The organism is Pigmentiphaga sp. H8 (genome assembly GCF_003854895.1).
Classification (GTDB): Bacteria; Pseudomonadota; Gammaproteobacteria; order Burkholderiales; family Burkholderiaceae_B; genus Pigmentiphaga.
On sequence record NZ_CP033966.1, the window covers coordinates 3,727,858 to 3,746,022 of the forward strand.

Consider the following 18,165-nt stretch of genomic DNA (forward strand, 5'->3'; position numbering starts at 1 on the left):
TTTAGTCCAGGAAGGCGGGCCAGAGGTTGAACGGCAACCCCAGCCCGTGGACGAACGCGCCGACGATCAGCACCACCATCACGGCCGCGTTGGCCAGCGCGCCGCGCCAGGTGAATTCATGGCTGGCGCGGCTGGCGACGACGACCAGCGTGGCGATCGCCAGCACCAGCCCCAGGGGCTTGAGCATGACGCCGAACAGCACCACCGACCCGGTCATCCAGGACAGCGACCTGAGGTCCCAGCGTTCCAGCTTTTCCTTCGGCGCGCCCGCCGCGTACGCCCTCACGGTGATGGACAGGCCCAGCGCCGCGAGCAGGAGGCCCAGCCAGAACGGGAAATAGCCGGGCCCGATGCGCGCGGACGTGCCCATGGGATAGCCCGAGGCGAGCAGCGACGTGCCAGCCCCCAGCAATAGATACAGCAGGCCCGTGGCCAGCCTTTTTTCACTACGCGGATACATGGTCCCCTCTTGGTCTTGTCGGTCGGTGCGCGGGCGCGATGGCCCGCGTCCCGTTTACTGCAAGGTGATGCGCGCGGCCTTGATGACCTGGGAATAGCGCTCCAGGTCCTGGCGCAGCGACCGGTCGAATTCGGCCGGCGTGCCGCCCGCGACGCCATATCCCATGCCCTCGACCTGCGCCTTGATGTCGGGCTGGCGCAGGATCTCCATCACGTCGCGGTTGATCTTCTCGACCACGGCCGCGGGGGTCTTGGCCGGCGCCAGGATGCCCTGCCAGGACTCGACGTCGAACCCGGGCACGCCGGACTCCGCCACGGTGGGCACGTCGGGCAGCGCGGAAGAGCGATAGGAGGTGGTGACGGCCAGCGGCACCAGGCGCCCGGCCTTGATGAACTCGGTGACGGCGGCCATGGTGATCATGGTGGCGTCGATGTGCCCACCCATGACGTCGACCGCGGCCGGACCGCCCCCGGGATACGGGATGTAGTTGACGTCGATGCCGGTCTGCGCCTGGATCATTTCGTGCGCGATGTGGGCGATGCCGCCGCTGGTCGGCAGGCCGACCGTCACCTGGCCCGGGGACTTCTTCGCCAGCGCCAGATATTGCTGGAAAGTCTTGACGCCCAGCGTGGGCCGAACCACGAGGATCTGCGGATTGGCGATGGCCCGCACGACACCGGAGAAATCCTTGAGCGCATAGGGCGGCTTCTTGAGCAGGGCGGTGTTCAGCACCACGGCATCGCTGTGCAGCAGCAAGGTATAGCCGTCGGGCGCCGCCTTGGCCACCTGCGCCGCGCCGATCGAGCCGCCGGCCCCGGTGACGTTTTCCACCACCACGGCCTGGCCCCACTTCGCATTCAGCTTTTCCGCCAGCAGGCGGGCGATCTTGTCGGTGCTGCCGCCGGCCGATACCGGCACCACCATCCGGACCGTCTTGGCCGGGAACGCTCCCGCATCGGCCGCCTGCCCCGGGCTGGCCCAGGCCACGGCCATTGCGGCCGCCAGGACCAGGCCGGATGTCGATACCTTGCCGCCCCGCTTCGTGTTCTTGATCTTCATGCTTTCCTCCTCAGGTTTCATGGCGAGATGCGATATGCGCCCCGCTCTCTTGCGTCGAGTTGTCCGATCAGGCCCGTTTCCCAGGCGAGATAGCGCCGGGCGGCCTCCTTGTTGCCGTCGTGCCTGTCGTGGACGAAAAATAGGAAATCGATGCAGTCCGCATCGGACGGCATATCGGGCGTGGCCTCGATCGCCAGCCCCGCCTCCCGCCACTGCGCGACGGGCGCGACCAGCGCGCGCGCGCCGGCGCGGACTTCGTCCGGCAGCTCGCCGGCCGCCAGCGCGGCCAGCTCGGCGCTGGCCGCCACGAACACCAGCCCGCCCGTCCGCGCCTGACCCGCCATCCGGGGGCGGATGGCCCAGCGCGCTCCCGCGATGTGCGCCTGGCGATAGGCCATGCTGGGGCGCACGTCCAGGATCTGCGCCTTGCCCTCGGCCACCATTGCGGCCAGTTCGCCGGGGCCTATCACCGGCAGGCCGGGCACGGCGGTGGCCGGCACCGGCGTGGGCAGTTCCGCGCGCGCGCGGGCCCATTGCTCCGCGGGCAGCACGTGGATCTCACGCCCCATCTGCGCCAGCCAGCTCGCCACCACCCGTGCGCGGATGCCGTCGTCGTCCGCCACCACCAGCCGGGCGCCCTTGACCCCCACATACAGGTCCGTGCCCTGCAGGAGCTGCCCGCCCGGCGCGTGCTGCGCGCCCGGCAGCGTGCCGGCGGCGAATTCCTCGCCGGTGCGCACGTCCAGCAGGAAGGTGGTGCGATCCGCCTGGCGCATCCAGCCGGCCAGCGTCGCCACGTCGACGTCGGCAACGCCGTGCCGGCCGGCCAGTTCCCGCGCCTGGTCCCGCCGCGCCTGCAAGGCCGGCTCCGCCGCGTCCACCTGCGGATAGCGCCGGTCGTTGCCGTGCTCCAGCGCCAGGTCGTTCAGATACCAGCCCTGCGTGCCATTCTCCAGGGCGTAGACGGGATTCGGGATGCCGATGTTGATCAGGGTCTGCGCGCCGATGATGCTGCGGGTACGGCCGGCGCAATTGACCACCACGGGCGTGGTGTCGTCCGGCACCAGCGCGTGGATGCGCAGCGCCAGCTCGCCGTTGGGGCAGCACACCGCGCCCGGGATGTTCATCTTGCGGAATTCGTCCAGCGGGCGGCCGTCCAGGACCACCACGGCTTCCCCGCGCGCCTGCATGGCGGCCAGTTCCGGGGCCTGGAGACGGGGCGTGTGATAAGCGTGCTCGACCAGTTCGCCGAAGGTCTTGGACGGCAGATGCACGCCCTGGAACATTCCGTAGCCCCCGGCCTTCCAGGCGGCCACGCCGCCCCGCAGTACGTGCACCTGGGCATAGCCCAGCGCTTCGAGCCGCGCGGCCGCGCGTTCGGCCACGCCATCGCCGTCGTCCAGCAGCACGACGGGCACGCTCTTGCGCGGCACCAGGCGCTCGGCATCCAGCTCCAGCCTGCTGTAGGGAACCGACACGACGAAGAAGGGATGCTCTTCTCCGTACTGCCCATGCTCGCGCACGTCCAGGAAGGCGAGCTCGCCGCCTTCGTCCAGCCATTGTTTCGCTTGCCCTGCTGTGATGGTTTTGCTCATGGAAGATATCTGTGGATGAGGCCGGTCGCTACCGCTTCCAACCTGGGGTGACATCGATACAACTATCGTTGAAACTTATAATTTCATTGGCCGATCCACAGTCTATGCAGCGAGGTCTCCCAGCACAATTTAGAAATCGACCCCCAAAATATAAGCATCTCTTATATGAAAAACTTCGATCTGACTCAGTTGCGCACTCTGGTGGCGATCGCGGAGCACGAGACCTACCTCGCGGCCGCCGAAAAGACGCACCGCACCCAGGCCGCGCTGACCCAGCAGATGCAGCGCCTGGAAGCGCAGGCGGGCGTGCCGCTGTTCGAAAAGGCCGGACGCTACAAGCGCCTGACGGCGCACGGGCGCAGGCTGCTGGACTACGCCAAGCACATGATCGCCATCAACGACGAAGCCTGGCGGGCGCTGAAGGACCGCGAACTGACGGGCTCGCTGCGCGTGGGCTCGCCGCAGGACGTGGCGGACAGCATCCTGCCCCCGCTGCTGGCGAACATCGCGCGGCTTTCCCCCAGGCTGCAGATGGAAATCCACGTGGGCCGCAGCCCTTTCCTGATGGAGTCGCTGCGCGTGGGCGAACTGGACCTGACAGTGTCCACGCGCGAGGATCCGGCGCTGGAGGGCATGGTGCTGCGCACCTCGCCCACGGTCTGGCTGTGCGCGGCGGACTACGTCTTCGAACCCGGCAAACCGGTGCCGCTGATCATCGCCGATGAACACAGCCTGTACCGGCGCCTCGCGCTGACCGCGCTCGATACGGCCCGGATGTCATGGCGCACCGCCTATCTCGCGCCGCACATGATAGGGATCAAGGCGGCGATACGGGCCGGCCTGGGCGTTACCGCCCGCTCGGTGGAACTGCTGGGGCCCGACATGCGGGTGCTGAGCGAGAAGGACGGCCTGCCCCGGCTGCCCGACGTGAGTTACTACCTCTGGATGCGCCCGGATTCGTTGAACCCGGTGCTGCGGCAGGTCTACGACGGGTTGAAGTCGACCTTGCGGCCGCTGGATCTGCGGGACGGAAGCGGCGCCTAAAGGATATCCATGCCCGCGAGTTCGTCGCGCGCGATTTCCACGAAAGCTTCGGCGGCCGGCGACAGGCTTCGTCCCCGTTTGTGCACCAGCGAGAAATCCATCGGCACCCGCGGGCCGACCAGCCGGCAGCGCGTCAGATTCTCGTAGTACATGCGCCCCGCCAGCGCCGATGCCCAGATCGACACGCCCAGCCCGCTGGCCGCCATCCAGAATGCCGAGGACAGGAAGTTGACCTCGTGCACGACGTTGAGCGCAATGCCGGCACTGGCCGCGGCCGCCTCCATCCGGCCGCGCATGCCATAGGCCAGCCCTTGCCGCACCGCTATGACCGGCTCCTTGGCGAGTTCGCGCCAGCGCACCTGGCGGCGGCCCGCCAACGGATGGTCGGTCGCGCATACCAGGCAAAGGTGATCGCGCAACAGCCGCCGGGATACCAGCGGGGGATCCTCGCGCTCCGGCGTACCGATGCCGAAATCCACGGGCTCGGACGACACCCTGGCCAGGAACTGGTCCGGCGCGCAATCGTCCAGCACCAGTTGCACGCCGGGATAGGCATCGCGGAAACGCCGCACCACGCCCGGCATCAGGACGCTGCCTACGGTGGCGGTAACGGCCACGTGGACGCGGCCGATGCGGCGGTCGCCCAGGTCCTCGATCCGCGTGCCGAGCCACGCCACGTCGCCCAGTATGCGCTCGGCTCTCTCGACGATTTCCTGGGCGGCCTGGGTCGGCACCAGCGACCGCGAGGTGCGGTCGAACAGCCGCAGGTTCAACGTGGACTCCATCTGCCTGAGCATGGTACTGACGGCCGACTCGGTCACGGACAGGCGGCTGGCGGCGGTCGCGAGCTTGCCGAGGCGATAGACGGCGACGAAAGCCCGCAGTTGCCGCAGGCTCAACTGGGTCTCGATGCTCATTCAGATTTTTCTCAAGTTTCGAACAGAATGTTTTGATTGGCTTTGGCGCGGCCGGGCGATTCAATATGCGCAGGGCGGCGCGCCGGAAACACTCTACCCCAAGCGCGCCCCATGCGCCTCACCATATTGAACACGCTCAGGAATCCATGCAAACCGACCTTTCCGCCTCTTCCCGCCCCGCATCGCGCACCGAAGAATGGCAGATGCGCGTGGACCTGGCCGCCTGTTACCGGCTCCATGCCCACTACGGGTGGACCGATCTCATCTACACCCACATCTCGGCGCGCGTACCGGGTGCCGAGGAACATTTTCTGCTCAACCCCTTCGGGCTGATGTTCGATGAGGTCTGCGCCTCGAACCTCGTCAAGATCGACATCGACGGCAACGTCGTGGAACCCACGCAGCACCCCATCCATCGTGCCGGGTTCGTCATCCACAGCGCCGTCCACGCCGCGCGTCCGGATGCGCGCTGCGTCATCCATGCCCATACCCGCGCCGGCATGGCCGTGTCGGCGATGAAGTGCGGGCTTCTGCCGCTGACCCAGCACGCCATGCTGTTCCACGGCAAGATCGCTTACCACGACAGCGAGGGGCTGGCCAACCAGCTATCCGAACGCGAACGCCTGGCCGCCGACCTGGGCGACAAGCCGGTCATGATATTGCGCAACCATGGCACGCTGGTGGCCGGAGCAAGCATCGGCCAGGTCTTCGCCATGATGTGGCACCTGGAAATGGCGATGCAGGCCCAGGTCGATGCGCTGGCCAGCGGCCAGGAACTCACCTTCCCCGATTCCGCCCTGGCCGACAGGATTTCCTCGGCCAGCTTCCGCCCCCCCGGTACGGTGCGCTCGGACGGAACCGTCAGCCCCCTGGGCAATCTCGAATGGCCCGCGCTTTTGCGCATGCTGGACCGCAAGGATCCGTCCTATCGCACTTGACCCGCCACCGGCACAAGCCGGCTTCATGACAAGACGCAGCGCGGCCAAAGCCGCGCGCAAGGAGACAGGCATGTTCCATCGTTGCCGCAATCTGTTCGCCGGCATGGCCGCCGCGCTCGCCCTGGCGGCCGGACCCGTCCACGCTTATCCCGACAAGCCGATACGCATCATCATTCCCTACGCGCCGGGAGGCGGCGCGGATGGCCTGTCGCGCCTGCTTGCCCAGCGTCTGGAAAAGACCCTGGGCCAGGCCGTGCTGGTCGAGTCGCGCTCCGGCGGCAACACCGTGATTGCCGCGCAAGCGGTCGCGCGCGCCGCCCCCGATGGCTACACGCTGCTGATGACGGGCGGTTCGACCATGTCCCTGATCCCGCTCACCAGCAAGCAGGTGCCCTACGACGTCCAGGCCGACTTCGCGCCCATCAGCATGCTGTCCAAGGGCCCGTACCTTCTCTGTGTATCGGCCGAACTCGGCGCCCATACGCTGGACGACGTGCTCGCGATGGCGCGGGCCAAGCCGGGCGCGCTGTCGTATGCCTCCAATGCCATCGGCGGCTCCGCCCATCTGGGCATGGAACTGCTGGCCCAGCGGGCCGACGTGAAGCTCAACCACGTGCCCTACAAGGGCTTCGCGCCTGCGATCGCCGACGTGGTGTCGGGACGCACGCCGCTGGCCATGCTGGACCAGGCCGCGCTGGGCGGATTCGGCAAGTCGGGCCGCATCAAGGTGCTGGCCGCCACATCGCTGCAACGCTCCAGTATGTATCCGGACGTGCCTACGCTGGCCGAACTGGGATTCTCCGGCTATGAGCTGGAAACCTGGTTCGCGCTCTATGCCCCCGCGCGCACGCCAAGCACGATCATCGAAAAGCTGGGCGGCGAAATCCGGACGTGGCTGGCCACGCCCGAAGCCCGGCAGGCGCTGAGCGCGCTCGGCCAGGAAGCCGCGTCGTCCACGCCCGGCGCGGTACGGGCCCGCATCGAAAGCGAACAGCGCTCGTACGGGCCGTTGATCTCGGCGGCGAAGATCAGCACGGACTGACACCATGCAGGCGGCCTCTGGATCCCCGGACGATTTCCGGCTGCTCATCGTCAACGCCGATGGCGAGCACTATGCGCGAGAATTGGCGCGGCGCCTGCCTGACCTGGCGTTCGACTGGCTTTCCCCTGGCCAGCCGATAACGGACTCGGCGCGGCAGGCCACCGCGCTGGCGTGTTTCGCCAGCGCGTTGAACAACGGCTTGCTGCGTGCCTTGCCCCGCTTGCAGTGGCTGCAGGCCTTGTCCTCCGGAGTGGATGGCATCGCCGATCACCCCGACCTGTCGGCCGACGTGGCGCTGACGTCGGCCCATGGCATCCACGGCCCCGCGGTCTCGGAAATGGCATTGACGATGATGTTCGCCCTGGGACGCGATCTTCCGGCCATACTGGCGGACCAGCGTGCACGCCGCTGGCAGCGTCGACGCCAGCCGCTGTTGCACGGCAAGACCCTTGCCGTGCTGGGAACGGGCATGATCGCCCGTGAACTGGCGACCAAGTGCCAGGCGCTCGGCATGCGCACGCTGGCAGTCTCGTCCAGCCCCCGGCCGGTGACGGGCTTCGATCAGGTGCATGCTCGCGGCATGCTGCGCAACGTGGCCGCGCAAGCGGATTTCCTGGTGCTTCTTGCGCCCCTGACGCAATCGACCCGCGGACTGGTGGATGCCGCCGTGCTGGCGGCGATGAAACCCAGCGCCTACCTCATCAACCTGGCGCGTGCGGGTCTGTGCGATACCGCGGCGCTCTTGGACGCCTTGCACGGCGACAAACTGGCCGGCGCCGCGCTGGACGTGTTCGAACGCGAACCGTTGCCTGAAGACGATCCGCTATGGTCAGCACCCCGACTGATCGTCACGCCGCACATCGGCGGCGAATCGGACCGTTATGCGGACCAGGTGCTGCCGCTGGTCGCACACAACGTGCTGGCGTGGACCAGCGGCGACCGGGCCAGCCTGCGCAACCGGGTGCGGTGAAATACCCGATGCCTGGCGCCCGATCCGATATCAGCTGAAGAATTCCTTCACCCTGTCCGTCCACGACTTGCTCTGCGGCGAATGCTTGTCGCCGCCTTCGCTCAGCGAAGCCTCGAAGTCGCGCAGCATCTGCTTCTGCCGGTCGTTCAGGCGCACCGGCGTTTCCAGCACGACGTGGCAATAGAGGTCGCCCGGGTAGCTGGAGCGCACGCCGCGTATGCCCTTGCCGCGCAGGCGGAAGACCTTGCCCGACTGCGTGCCTTCGGGGATGCTGATCTCGCCCCGGCCGCCCAGCGTGGGCACTTCCAGGTCGCCGCCCAGGGCCGCGGTGGTGAAGGGAATGGTCAGTTCGCAGTGCAGGTCGTCGCCGTCGCGCTGGAAGATGCCGTGCTGCTTGATGTGGATCTCGACGTACAGGTCGCCGGAGGGACCGCCGTTGACGCCGGGTTCGCCGTTGCCGGACGAGCGGATGCGCATGCCGTCGTCGATGCCGGCGGGTATCTTGACCTGCAGGGTCTTGTTGCGGCGGACCTTGCCCACGCCGTCGCAGGCCGTGCAGGGATCGGGAATGACCTTGCCGGTGCCATGGCAGGTCGGGCAGGTCTGCTGGACGCTGAAGAAGCCCTGTTGCATGCGCACCGCGCCGGTGCCGCCGCAGGTGTGGCAGGTCTTGGGCTGGGTGCCGGGCTTGGCGCCGGAGCCGTGGCAGGTGTCGCAGTTGTCCCAGCTGGGAACGCGGATCTCGGTGTCGAAGCCGGTGGCGGCCTGCTCCAGCGTGATTTCCATGCTGTATTTCAAGTCGGCGCCGCGGTACATCTGGGCACCGCCGCGCTGGCGGCCACCGCCGAAGATCTCGCCGAAGATGTCGCCGAACGCGTCGGCGAAGCCTCCCGCCCCGCCGCCCATGCCGCCGGCGGCCGCCGCGTCGACGCCGGCATGGCCGTAGCGGTCGTAGGCGTCGCGTTTCTCGGCTTCGCAGAGGATCTCGTAGGCGTACTTGACCTCTTTGAATTTCTCTTCCGCTTCCTTGGAGTCGGGGTTGCGGTCGGGGTGGTATTTCATGGCCAGCTTGCGGTAGGCCTTCTTGATTTCTTCCTCGGTGGCGGTGCGGGCAACGCCAAGGACTTCGTACAGATCGCGTTTGGTGGACATGGTTCTTTCTTCGGTGGCCTGTTTTCAGGAGGCCGGCAATATCTCTGGTGAATAGCGGTTGTGTGCTATTGACGGGTTTGGGTAGGCCCCCTGCCTTCGCGGGGCAGCCAGGGGGCCTACCCAAACCCTGCACCGGGTCAGGCGCGGGCCCGGGCCGGTGCGGTCAAGACGAAAAGCGGAGCGGCCCACATTGTAGGCCGCTCCGCGGGTACTGCTTACTTGTCGTCCCTTTTGACTTCCTTGAAGTCGGCATCGACCACGTTGTCGTCGGCCTTGGCGCTGCCGGCGTCACCGCCGGGGGCCGCGCCCTCGGCCTGGGCCTGGGCTTGCATGTCGGCGTACATCTTTTCGCCGAGCTTCTGCGAAGCCTTGGACAGGGCCTCGACCTTGGCGTCGATGGCTTCCTTGTCGCCTTCCTTCAGGACATCCTCGAGGTCCTTGATGGCGGCCTCGATGGACTCCTTCTCGGACGCCTCGAGCTTGTCGCCGTATTCTTCCAGCGACTTGCGGGTGGCGTGCACCAGGGCGTCGGCCTGGTTGCGCGACTGCGCCAGTTCGGCCACGCGCTTGTCCTCGTCGGCATTGGCCTCGGCATCGCGGACCATGCGTTCGACTTCGGCCTCGGTCAGGCCGGAGTTGGCCTTGATCGTGATCTTGTTTTCCTTGCCCGTGCCCTTGTCCTTGGCCGACACGTGCAGGATGCCGTTGGCGTCGATGTCGAAGGTGACCTCGATCTGCGGCGTGCCGCGCGGCGAGGGCGGAATGCCTTCGAGGTTGAACTCGCCCAGGCCCTTGTTGCCGGCGGCGATTTCGCGTTCGCCCTGGAACACCTTGATGGTCACGGCCGGCTGGTTGTCATCGGCGGTGGAGAACACCTGCGAGAACTTGGTCGGGATGGTGGTGTTCTTCTTGATCATCTTGGTCATGACGCCGCCCAGGGTTTCGATACCCAGGGACAGGGGGGTCACGTCCAGCAGCAGCACGTCCTTGCGGTCGCCCGACAGCACGGAGCCCTGGATAGCGGCGCCGGCGGCGACGGCCTCGTCGGGGTTCACGTCCTTGCGCGGATCCTTGCCGAAGAACTCCTTGACCTTCTCCTGCACCTTGGGCATGCGCGTCATGCCGCCGACCAGGATCACGTCGTCGATGTCCGAGACCTTGACGCCGGCATCCTTGATGGCGATGCGGCAGGGCTCGATCGTGCGGCTGATCAGGTCTTCGACCAGCGCTTCCAGCTTGGCGCGGGTGACCTTCAGGTTCAGGTGCTTGGGACCGGACGCATCGGCCGTGATGTACGGCAGGTTGATCTCGGTCTGGGTGGCCGACGACAGTTCGATCTTGGCCTTTTCCGCGGCTTCCTTCAGGCGCTGCAGGGCCAGGACGTCCTTGGACAGGTCCACGCCTTGTTCTTTCTTGAACTCGCCGATGATGTAGTTGATCAGCACCTGGTCGAAGTCTTCGCCGCCCAGGAAGGTGTCGCCGTTGGTGGACAGCACCTCGAACTGCTTCTCGCCATCGACGTCGGCGATCTCGATGATGGACACGTCGAACGTGCCGCCGCCCAGGTCATACACGGCGATCTTGCGGTCGCCCTTTTCCGACTTGTCCAGGCCGAACGCCAGCGCGGCCGCGGTGGGCTCGTTGATGATGCGCTTGACGTCCAGGCCGGCGATGCGGCCGGCGTCCTTGGTAGCCTGGCGCTGGCTGTCGTTGAAGTAGGCCGGCACCGTGATCACGGCTTCGGTCACTTCCTCGCCCAGGTAGTCCTCGGCGGTCTTCTTCATCTTGCGCAGCACTTCGGCCGACACCTGCGGGGGCGCCAGCTTCTTGTCGCGCACCTGCACCCAGGCGTCGCCGTTGTCGGCCTTGACGATGCTGTAGGGCATCAGGTCGATGTCCTTCTGCACGGCCTTTTCGTCGAACTTGCGGCCGATCAGGCGCTTGACGGCGTACAGGGTATTCTTGGGGTTGGTGACCGCCTGGCGCTTGGCGGGCGCGCCGACCAGGATCTCGCCGTCTTCCATGTAGGCGACGATCGAGGGGGTGGTGCGGGCGCCTTCGGCGTTTTCGATGATTTTGACCTGCGGGCCTTCCATTACTGCGACGCAGCTATTGGTCGTGCCCAGGTCGATGCCTATGATTTTGCCCATAATCCTTGTTCCTGAAAGAAATCAGAAAAATTTCGCTTGATCAATAAATAGGTGGGAATTTCGTTATTTCAATGCCTGCGATAGCTTCTTTCGATCGCGGCGGGCCTTATTTGGCGGCCGCGACCGTCACCAGTGCCGGACGCAATACCCGATCGACGATCAGATAGCCCTTTTGCAGGGTCTGCAAGACCGTGTTGGCCGGCTCGTCCGACGGAACCGACGCGATGGCCTGATGGTGGTGCGGATTGAATTTGTCGCCCGGAACCGGGGCGATCTCGACCAGCTTGTTGCGCTCGAAGGCGCCAACCAGTTGCTTGAGGGTGACGTCCACCCCTTCGCGCAGGGTGTCGATGGACTGGTTTTCCTGGGCCAGGGCGGCCTCCAGGCTGTCTTTCACCGGCAACAGGTTTTCCGCGAATGCCTCGATACCGAACTTCTGCGCCTTGGAGACTTCCTCCTGGGCCCGCCGGCGGACATTGTCCGCTTCGGCGCGGGCGCGCAGCATGGCATCGTAATTGTCCTTGGCCTCGGCCTGGGCCGCGGCCAGCTGGGCCTGCAGCGCGACGATGGGATCCTCGGTGCCCGCGTCCTCGGGCGTTTCCGCCGCCGGGTTCGGGTTCACGTTTTCGGGATCCAGATTGGGTTGGTCGCCAGGCTTGTGCTCAGCCGACATTGGGTGCCTCCATGAAAAACCAGAAAAATCAGTGACTTGCTTGGACTCTATGCGCGAGATGGGGGTGAAATCCGCGGATTCAAGAGAGTATATAACCCCCCCTACGCCCTTCGGGCGCCCCCCAGGGGGCGATGCGGGTGGACCGGCGGAGCCGGATCCACCGCATCCTGGGTCTAGTACCCGTTTCTTGGGTTGTGGCACCCGTGCTTCGCTGGCTGCCAGCGGTAGCACCGGTGATTCAGTCCAAGATAGTTTCCCTGGACCCAGGAAACCGCGGATCTGGCTTTGCCAGTCCGCCGGTTTCGCCCCCTGGGGGGCGCGCGTCAGCGCGTAGGGGGGGTCCTCAATTGGGGGTCCTCAGCTTTTCGATCTTGCGGCGGTCTTGCTTGGTGGGGCGGCCTTTCAGGTTGGCGGCGGGGTCGGCGTTCTGGCGGCGCAGTTCGATGGCTTCCAGGCGGCGCTTGAGGCCTTGCTGGGTTTCGTCGTACAGGGTGCGCGCGAAAACGGCGGGGCCGCGCTGGGTGGACAAGGCGCGGACCAGGACCTCCCAATCCTGGTCTCCCGCGCGGATCTGCAGGATGTCGCCGGGGCGCACGGCGCGCGAGGGCTTGACCCGTTCGCCGGACACCTTCACCTGCCCTGCCTCGACCGCATCCTGGGCCAGTGTGCGGGTCTTGTAGAACCGCGCCGCCCAGAGCCACTTATCGATACGTAGTTCTTCCATCCCGTTACTGGCCCGTGGCCGGCGCCTCGTCGTTCTTGCGTTGCAACAAGACGGCTGCGTGCGCCGCCTCGGCCGGCTGGCGGGCCGCGGGGCGCGTGATCCAGCCTTGCATGTGGCGCTCGGCCAGGTTGGCCAGGGCCTCCATCCAGGCGGCGGAATCGTTCAGCGCGTCGATGTAGCGCAGCTGCCGGCCCCCCGCCAGCAGGAACGCTTCCTTGCCCTGCACCGCGATCTCCTCCAGAGTCTCGATGCAGTCGGCCACGAAGCCGGGGCAGAATACGTCGACGTCGGACACCCCGCTCTTGGCCAGCTCCTTCAGCCGGGGTTCAGTATAGGGCTGGAGCCATTCGGCCGCGCCGAAACGGCTCTGGAAAGTCACCTCGACCTGCTCGGCGTACAGGCCCAGCCGCTCGGCCAGCAGGCGGCCGGTCTCCAGGCACTGCTCGTGATACGGATCCCCCAGCGCGATGGAACGCTTGGGCAGGCCGTGGAAGCTCAGCACCAGTTTCCGGCCCCGGCCGTTGTCGCGCCAGAAATCCAGGATGCGGACGGCCATCGCCTCGATATAGCCCGGATCGGCGTGAAAATCGCGCACGTACCGGACCTCGGGCACGTTGCGCAGCCGGGCCAGGCAAGCACCCACCGCATCGGACACCGCGGCGGTCGTACTGGCCGCGTACTGCGGATAAAGCGGCAGGACCAGGATGCGCTCGCAGCCCGTCTCGCGCAGCGCGGCAATGCCCGCCTCGAGCGACGGATTGCCGTAGCGCATGGCCAGCGCCACTTCCACGCCCAGGCCCCGGCCGGACAGCACGCGCGCCAGGCCCTCGGCCTGGCGGCGGCTCCAGGCCAGGAGCGGGGAGCCCTCGGGCGTCCACACCGAGGCGTAGCGCGCCGCCGCGTCGCGGGGCCGCAGCGTCAGGACCAGGCCATATAGGATGGGCAGCCAGACCAGGCGGGGAATCTCGACCACGCGGGGATCGGACAGGAATTCGGCCAGATAGCGGCGCACGGCGGAGGCGGTGGGCGCGTCGGGCGTGCCCAGGTTCACCAGCAGCAGGCCGGTGCGGGTGGGATGGTGGGAGGACGGCGGCTCGGGAAGGAAGCGCATGCGTGGCGTTTTCCGGACTCAGGAATGACAGGGGAAACGGCGGCGGGCGGGAAGGCCGTCCGCCCATGCCGGCGGACGCCGGCTCAATGGTGGCTCAACGCGTTCGACAGCAGCCGCGCGGTGATGTCGACGATGGGAATCACCCGCTCGTACGACATCCGGGTAGGACCGATCACGCCCAGGGTCCCGACCACCTTGCCGTCCACGCCGTAGGGCGCCGTGATGACGCTGACCTCTTCGACCGGCACCAGCTGCGAGTCGCCGCCGATGTAGATCTGGACGCCCTGTGCCCGGCTGGACACGTCGAGCAGCTGCATCAGGTCGGTCTTCTTCTCGAACAGTTCGAACATCCGGCGCAGCTTGTCCATGTCGGCCGTGATGTCGGAGACGCCCAGCAGGTTCAATTCGCCCGAGATGACGACGCTGTCGTCCTCGGTGGCGGCCTCGGTGCTGGCGTCCACCGCCAGTTCCATCAGCCGGGAGATGTCCTCGCGCAGCTGGCTCAGTTCCCGCTGGAGGATCTGGCGGACGTCCTCGAACGCCTTGCCACTGAAATGCTGGTTGAAGAAATTGGCCGCCTCGGTCAACTCGGCGGAGGAATAGTCGCGCTGGACCATCAGCATGCGGTTCTGCACGTCGCCTTCGGGCGTCACGATGATCAGCAGTACCCGGGTGTCGGACAGCCGGATGAATTCGATCTGCCGGAACATCTGGCTGCGCTTGGGCGACATCACCACGCCGGCGAACTGGGTCAGCTTGGACAGCAGCGAGGCCGCGGCCGCGATGACGCGCTGGGGTTCGGCCGAAGGCAGCAGGGTCTGGATGTGGGTCGCCTCGGAAACTTCGTAGGGCTGCACCGTCAGCAGCGAATCGACGAACATGCGGTAGCCCCGGGGGGTGGGGACGCGACCGGCGGAAGTATGGGGGCTGTGGATCAGGCCATGGTCCTCGAGATCGGCCATGACGTTGCGTATCGTGGCCGGCGACAGGTCGAAGACCTTGGAGAGCGTACGCGAACCGACAGGTTGTCCGTCTGTGATGTAACGCTCGATAAGAGCCTTCAACAATGTACGTGCGCGATCGTCCATGGCCAATTGTACCCCTGGATGAGCCCACCCCCTACGCGCTTCGCGCGCCCCCTCAAGGGGGCGGCACTGGCGGACCGGCAAAGCCGGATCCGCGGTGCCCTGGCAACTGCCAGGCTGATGGAGGGGGTTGCTTTCTATTGTCGGCGTTTGACGCTGAGTGGGCAAAAAGGACCACATGGGGCCCCGTTGGGAGGTCTCCCCTCATATAATGCCTGCATGCATTTTCCCATCGTCGCCCTCGTCGGCAAATACCACGATACCGGCATCGCCGCGCCGTTGCGCGCGGTCGCGCAGATGCTGCGCGATGCCGGGCGCGAGGTCGTGTTCGAGAAGGACACCGCCACCAATATCGGCGTCCTGGACTACCCCGCGGCCACCGTCGAGGAAATCGGGCAGCGCGCGTCGCTGGCCATCGTCATGGGGGGCGACGGCACGATGCTGGGGGTGGCGCGGCAGCTGGCGCCCTGGGACGTGCCCGTGGTGGGCATCAACCACGGCCGGCTGGGATTCATCACCGACGTCCCCATCGAGGACGCCGGCACCGCCATCGCCGGCATCCTCGACGGCCAGTTCGAATCGGAAACCCGCACCCTGCTGGCCTGCAGCGTCATCCGGGGCGAGACCACGCTGGTGTCGGCGCTGGCGCTGAACGACGTGGTGCTGAGCCGGGCCGGCCTGGGCGGCATGCTGGAAGTCACCGTGCAGGTGGACGGGCTGTACATGTCCAAGCAGCGCGCCGACGGCCTGATCATCGCCACGCCCACGGGATCCACGGCCTATGCGCTGTCGGCCAACGGCCCCATCCTGCATCCATCGCTGCGCGGGCTGGTACTGGTGCCGGTGGCGCCGCAGGCGCTGTCCAACCGGCCGATCGCCATCCCGGACGACTGCACGATAGACATCACCCTTACCCGCTCTCCCGGCGGCCGCGACGAAAGCGCCAGCGTGCACTTCGACATGCAGAGCTGGTCGTCGCTGCAGGAAGGCGACCGCGTCCTGGTGAAACGCGCCGAACACACCATCCGCTTCCTTCACCCGGCCGGATACAGTTATTTTTCCACCCTGCGGCGCAAGCTGCACTGGAACCAGATTTCCGGCACCGCGATCGATTAGTCCTTCTCCGCCCTTTCCACCGGCTCCATTCGTATGCTGCGCGCCCTGCACATCAACGATTTCGTGATCGTCGACCAGACCGAGGTCGAATTCGGCCCAGGCTTCACCGTCTTCTCCGGTGAAACGGGCGCCGGCAAGTCGATCCTGATCGACGCGCTGGCCCTGGCCCTGGGCGAACGCGCCGATGCCTCGGTGCTGCGGGAGGGCGCCAGCCGGGCCGAGGTCAGCGCGGTATTCGACGTGCCGCCCGCGCTGCTGGACTGGCTGGCCGAGCGCGAGCTGGATACCGACAGCCTGGTGCTGCGGCGGATCATCGATGCCCAGGGGCGCAGCCGCGGCTACATCAACGGCGTGCCCGCCACGCTGACCCAGTTGCGCGAACTGGGCGAACACCTGGTCGACATCCATGGCCAGCATGCGCACCAAAGCCTGCTCAAGACCGACTCCCAGCGCGACATGCTGGACGACCATGGCGACCATGGCGCGCTGCGGCGCGACGTGGCGCAGGCGTGGAAGGCCTGGCGCGAACTGGCGCGCAAGCTCGAAGCGGTGGAACGCGACGCGGCTTCGCTGCAGCAGGAGCGCGAACGCCTGCAATGGCAGGCCGACGAACTCGACCGGCTGGCGCTGAAGGACGGCGAATGGGACCACCTCCAGGCCGAGCACGGCCGGCTGGCCCATGCCCAGTCGCTCATCGACGGCGCCAGCCAGACCATCGCCGCCCTGGAAGAGGACGATGACGCCGCCCATGCCCGCCTGGCCGCCGCCGCCCAGCGCATCGGCCAGCTGGCCGCGCACGACGCGGCGCTGGCCCCGGTATCCGAGGCGCTGGAATCGGCCCGCATCGCGCTCCAGGAGGCCGTCTCCGACCTGAACAGCTACCTGGGGCGCCTGGAGCTCGATCCTCAGCGCCTGGGCGAGGTCGAAGGCCGCCTGCAAGCGGTATTCGACACCGCCCGCAAGTTCCGCCTGCAACCCGAGGAACTGGCCGAACGCCACGCCACGCTGCTGGCGCAGTTGGAAACCTTGAAGGAAGCCGAGGACGTCCAGGCCCTGCGCACCAAGGTCGAGGCCGCCAAGGCGGCCTACGACACCGCCGCCGGCAAGCTGGGCCGGGCGCGCAAGAAGGCGGCGGGTTCGCTGTCCAGGGCGGTAACCCAGGCCATGCAGACGCTGGCCATGGGCGGCGGACGCTTCGAGGTCGCGGTCGAGGCGGCCGATCCCGGCGTCCACGGATCCGAAGCCATCGAATTCCGCGTCGCGGGCCACGCCGGCACCACCCCCCGCCCGCTGGCCAAGGTGGCCTCCGGCGGCGAACTGGCGCGGATCTCGCTGGCCTTGTCGGTCATCGCCAGCCGTGCCGCGCGGGTCCCGACCCTGATCTTCGACGAGGTCGACACGGGCATAGGCGGCGCGGTGGCCGAGGTCGTCGGCCGGCTGCTGCGCGAACTAGGCAGTTTGCATCAAGTATTGTGCGTCACCCACCTGCCCCAGGTCGCCGCCTGCGGCAATACGCACCTGCGGGTCGACAAACGCCAGGAAAAAGGCGCCGCGATCTCCACGGTCAATCAGCTGGACAGGGGGGGACGGGTGGACGAAATCGCCCGGATGCTGGGCGGCATAGAAATCACCGCCACGACGCGCAAGCATGCGCGGGAAATGATAGGCAACAACTGAGGCGGGCCGCCGGCCCGCCCCTGGCGGCCTCAGCGGCTCTTGGCGCAGTTCTGGCAGATGCCGTACAGCGACAGCGCGTGCCCGGTCAGCACGAAATTGTGGTCCTTGGCGATCTTCTGCTGGCGTTTCTCGATTTCCGCGTCGAAGAACTCCTCGACCTTGCCGCAATTGGTGCAGACCAGGTGGTCGTGGTGATCGCCCTCGTTCAGCTCGAACACGGCCTTGCCGCTGTCGAACTGGCTGCGGACCAGCAACCCGGCCTGCTCGAACTGCGTCAGCACGCGATAGACCGTGGCCAGCCCGATCTCGACGCTTTCGCCGATCAGGGCCCGGTAGACGTCCTCGGCGCTCATGTGGCGCACTTCGGCCTTGCGAAAGACATCCAAGATCTTGAGCCGGGGGAAGGTCGCTTTCAGGCCTATACTTTTGAGTTCGCTTTGATCTGTCATGAT

The 18,165-nt window shown here is 66.8% G+C and carries 17 protein-coding genes; 6 read left to right on the forward strand and 11 right to left on the reverse strand.

Annotation, left to right across the window (positions count from 1 at the left end):
• Position 1: 1 nt before the first annotated feature.
• From EGT29_RS17580 to EGT29_RS17590, 3 genes are read right to left on the reverse strand one after another with little or no spacing between them, the layout of a single operon-like run.
• Positions 2-460: a tripartite tricarboxylate transporter TctB family protein gene (locus EGT29_RS17580; RefSeq protein WP_124690188.1), complete on the reverse strand. Its 459-nt coding sequence runs from the start codon at positions 458-460 to the stop codon at positions 2-4.
• 54 nt (positions 461-514) lie between these two features.
• Complete coding sequence (locus EGT29_RS17585) at positions 515-1,519, reverse strand: tripartite tricarboxylate transporter substrate binding protein (RefSeq protein ID WP_192901760.1); 1,005 nt, start codon at positions 1,517-1,519, stop codon at positions 515-517.
• A 17-nt stretch (positions 1,520-1,536) separates the two neighbouring features.
• Positions 1,537-3,114 carry a rhodanese-like domain-containing protein gene (locus EGT29_RS17590; protein ID WP_124690189.1) on the reverse strand — a complete coding sequence of 526 codons (1,578 nt, stop codon included), beginning with the start codon at positions 3,112-3,114 and terminating at the stop codon, positions 1,537-1,539.
• 165 nt (positions 3,115-3,279) lie between these two features.
• Here EGT29_RS17590 and EGT29_RS17595 point away from each other — a divergent pair, with 165 nt between their 5' ends.
• On the forward strand, positions 3,280-4,158 hold the full coding sequence (locus EGT29_RS17595) for a LysR substrate-binding domain-containing protein (RefSeq protein ID WP_124690190.1): 879 nt from the start codon (positions 3,280-3,282) through the stop codon (positions 4,156-4,158).
• On the opposite strand, the gene EGT29_RS17600 is transcribed toward EGT29_RS17595, so the two are convergent.
• The gene (locus tag EGT29_RS17600; protein ID WP_124690191.1) at positions 4,155-5,075 is read right to left on the reverse strand and encodes a LysR family transcriptional regulator; all 921 of its coding nucleotides are present in this window, start codon (positions 5,073-5,075) and stop codon (positions 4,155-4,157) included. The genes EGT29_RS17595 and EGT29_RS17600 overlap by 4 nt on opposite strands.
• A gap of 146 nt (positions 5,076-5,221) precedes the next feature.
• On the opposite strand from EGT29_RS17600, the gene EGT29_RS17605 reads away from it, so the two are divergent.
• From EGT29_RS17605 to EGT29_RS17615, 3 genes are all read left to right on the forward strand, one after another.
• Positions 5,222-6,013 carry a class II aldolase/adducin family protein gene (locus EGT29_RS17605; RefSeq protein WP_124690192.1) on the forward strand — a complete coding sequence of 264 codons (792 nt, stop codon included), beginning with the start codon at positions 5,222-5,224 and terminating at the stop codon, positions 6,011-6,013.
• A 70-nt stretch (positions 6,014-6,083) separates the two neighbouring features.
• Complete coding sequence (locus tag EGT29_RS17610; RefSeq protein WP_161567858.1) at positions 6,084-7,055, forward strand: tripartite tricarboxylate transporter substrate binding protein; 972 nt, start codon at positions 6,084-6,086, stop codon at positions 7,053-7,055.
• Positions 7,056-7,059: 4 nt separating this feature from the next.
• Positions 7,060-8,025 carry a D-2-hydroxyacid dehydrogenase gene (locus EGT29_RS17615; RefSeq protein WP_124690194.1) on the forward strand — a complete coding sequence of 322 codons (966 nt, stop codon included), beginning with the start codon at positions 7,060-7,062 and terminating at the stop codon, positions 8,023-8,025.
• Between the two features lie 30 nt (positions 8,026-8,055).
• On the opposite strand, the gene dnaJ is transcribed toward EGT29_RS17615, so the two are convergent.
• From dnaJ to hrcA, 6 genes are all read right to left on the reverse strand, one after another.
• Positions 8,056-9,177 (reverse strand): molecular chaperone DnaJ, encoded by a 1,122-nt coding sequence (gene dnaJ / locus EGT29_RS17620; RefSeq protein ID WP_124690195.1) that lies wholly within the window; start codon positions 9,175-9,177, stop codon positions 8,056-8,058.
• 215 nt (positions 9,178-9,392) lie between these two features.
• Complete coding sequence (dnaK, locus tag EGT29_RS17625) at positions 9,393-11,327, reverse strand: molecular chaperone DnaK (protein WP_124690196.1); 1,935 nt, start codon at positions 11,325-11,327, stop codon at positions 9,393-9,395.
• Between the two features lie 106 nt (positions 11,328-11,433).
• Entirely contained in the window at positions 11,434-12,000 is a 567-nt protein-coding gene (gene grpE, locus EGT29_RS17630; RefSeq protein ID WP_124690197.1) for a nucleotide exchange factor GrpE, read from the reverse strand.
• A gap of 343 nt (positions 12,001-12,343) precedes the next feature.
• On the reverse strand, positions 12,344-12,724 hold the full coding sequence (locus EGT29_RS17635) for an RNA-binding S4 domain-containing protein (RefSeq protein ID WP_124690198.1): 381 nt from the start codon (positions 12,722-12,724) through the stop codon (positions 12,344-12,346).
• Positions 12,725-12,728: 4 nt separating this feature from the next.
• Complete coding sequence (gene hemH / locus EGT29_RS17640) at positions 12,729-13,835, reverse strand: ferrochelatase (protein WP_124690199.1); 1,107 nt, start codon at positions 13,833-13,835, stop codon at positions 12,729-12,731.
• Between the two features lie 83 nt (positions 13,836-13,918).
• Positions 13,919-14,923 (reverse strand): heat-inducible transcriptional repressor HrcA, encoded by a 1,005-nt coding sequence (hrcA, locus tag EGT29_RS17645; RefSeq protein ID WP_124690200.1) that lies wholly within the window; start codon positions 14,921-14,923, stop codon positions 13,919-13,921.
• Between the two features lie 216 nt (positions 14,924-15,139).
• Here hrcA and EGT29_RS17650 point away from each other — a divergent pair, with 216 nt between their 5' ends.
• Positions 15,140-16,036, forward strand: a complete 897-nt coding sequence (locus EGT29_RS17650) for an NAD kinase (RefSeq protein WP_124690201.1) — start codon at positions 15,140-15,142, stop codon at positions 16,034-16,036.
• 33 nt (positions 16,037-16,069) lie between these two features.
• The gene (gene recN, locus EGT29_RS17655) at positions 16,070-17,713 is read left to right on the forward strand and encodes a DNA repair protein RecN (protein WP_124690202.1); all 1,644 of its coding nucleotides are present in this window, start codon (positions 16,070-16,072) and stop codon (positions 17,711-17,713) included.
• A gap of 29 nt (positions 17,714-17,742) precedes the next feature.
• On the opposite strand, the gene fur is transcribed toward recN, so the two are convergent.
• Positions 17,743-18,162, reverse strand: coding sequence for a ferric iron uptake transcriptional regulator (fur, locus tag EGT29_RS17660; RefSeq protein ID WP_087841463.1), 420 nt, complete (start codon positions 18,160-18,162; stop codon positions 17,743-17,745).
• Positions 18,163-18,165: the final 3 nt, after the last annotated feature.

Coding starts and splice junctions, on each gene's coding strand:
- EGT29_RS17580 (WP_124690188.1), bottom strand. CDS start 460: ATGTATCCGCGTAGTGAAAAAAGGCTGGCCACGGGCCTGCTGTATCTA.
- EGT29_RS17585 (WP_192901760.1), bottom strand. CDS start 1,519: ATGAAGATCAAGAACACGAAGCGGGGCGGCAAGGTATCGACATCCGGC.
- EGT29_RS17590 (WP_124690189.1), bottom strand. CDS start 3,114: ATGAGCAAAACCATCACAGCAGGGCAAGCGAAACAATGGCTGGACGAA.
- EGT29_RS17595 (WP_124690190.1), top strand. CDS start 3,280: ATGAAAAACTTCGATCTGACTCAGTTGCGCACTCTGGTGGCGATCGCG.
- EGT29_RS17600 (WP_124690191.1), bottom strand. CDS start 5,075: ATGAGCATCGAGACCCAGTTGAGCCTGCGGCAACTGCGGGCTTTCGTC.
- EGT29_RS17605 (WP_124690192.1), top strand. CDS start 5,222: ATGCAAACCGACCTTTCCGCCTCTTCCCGCCCCGCATCGCGCACCGAA.
- EGT29_RS17610 (WP_161567858.1), top strand. CDS start 6,084: ATGTTCCATCGTTGCCGCAATCTGTTCGCCGGCATGGCCGCCGCGCTC.
- EGT29_RS17615 (WP_124690194.1), top strand. CDS start 7,060: ATGCAGGCGGCCTCTGGATCCCCGGACGATTTCCGGCTGCTCATCGTC.
- dnaJ (WP_124690195.1), bottom strand. CDS start 9,177: ATGTCCACCAAACGCGATCTGTACGAAGTCCTTGGCGTTGCCCGCACC.
- dnaK (WP_124690196.1), bottom strand. CDS start 11,327: ATGGGCAAAATCATAGGCATCGACCTGGGCACGACCAATAGCTGCGTC.
- grpE (WP_124690197.1), bottom strand. CDS start 12,000: ATGTCGGCTGAGCACAAGCCTGGCGACCAACCCAATCTGGATCCCGAA.
- EGT29_RS17635 (WP_124690198.1), bottom strand. CDS start 12,724: ATGGAAGAACTACGTATCGATAAGTGGCTCTGGGCGGCGCGGTTCTAC.
- hemH (WP_124690199.1), bottom strand. CDS start 13,835: ATGCGCTTCCTTCCCGAGCCGCCGTCCTCCCACCATCCCACCCGCACC.
- hrcA (WP_124690200.1), bottom strand. CDS start 14,923: ATGGACGATCGCGCACGTACATTGTTGAAGGCTCTTATCGAGCGTTAC.
- EGT29_RS17650 (WP_124690201.1), top strand. CDS start 15,140: ATGCATTTTCCCATCGTCGCCCTCGTCGGCAAATACCACGATACCGGC.
- recN (WP_124690202.1), top strand. CDS start 16,070: ATGCTGCGCGCCCTGCACATCAACGATTTCGTGATCGTCGACCAGACC.
- fur (WP_087841463.1), bottom strand. CDS start 18,162: ATGACAGATCAAAGCGAACTCAAAAGTATAGGCCTGAAAGCGACCTTC.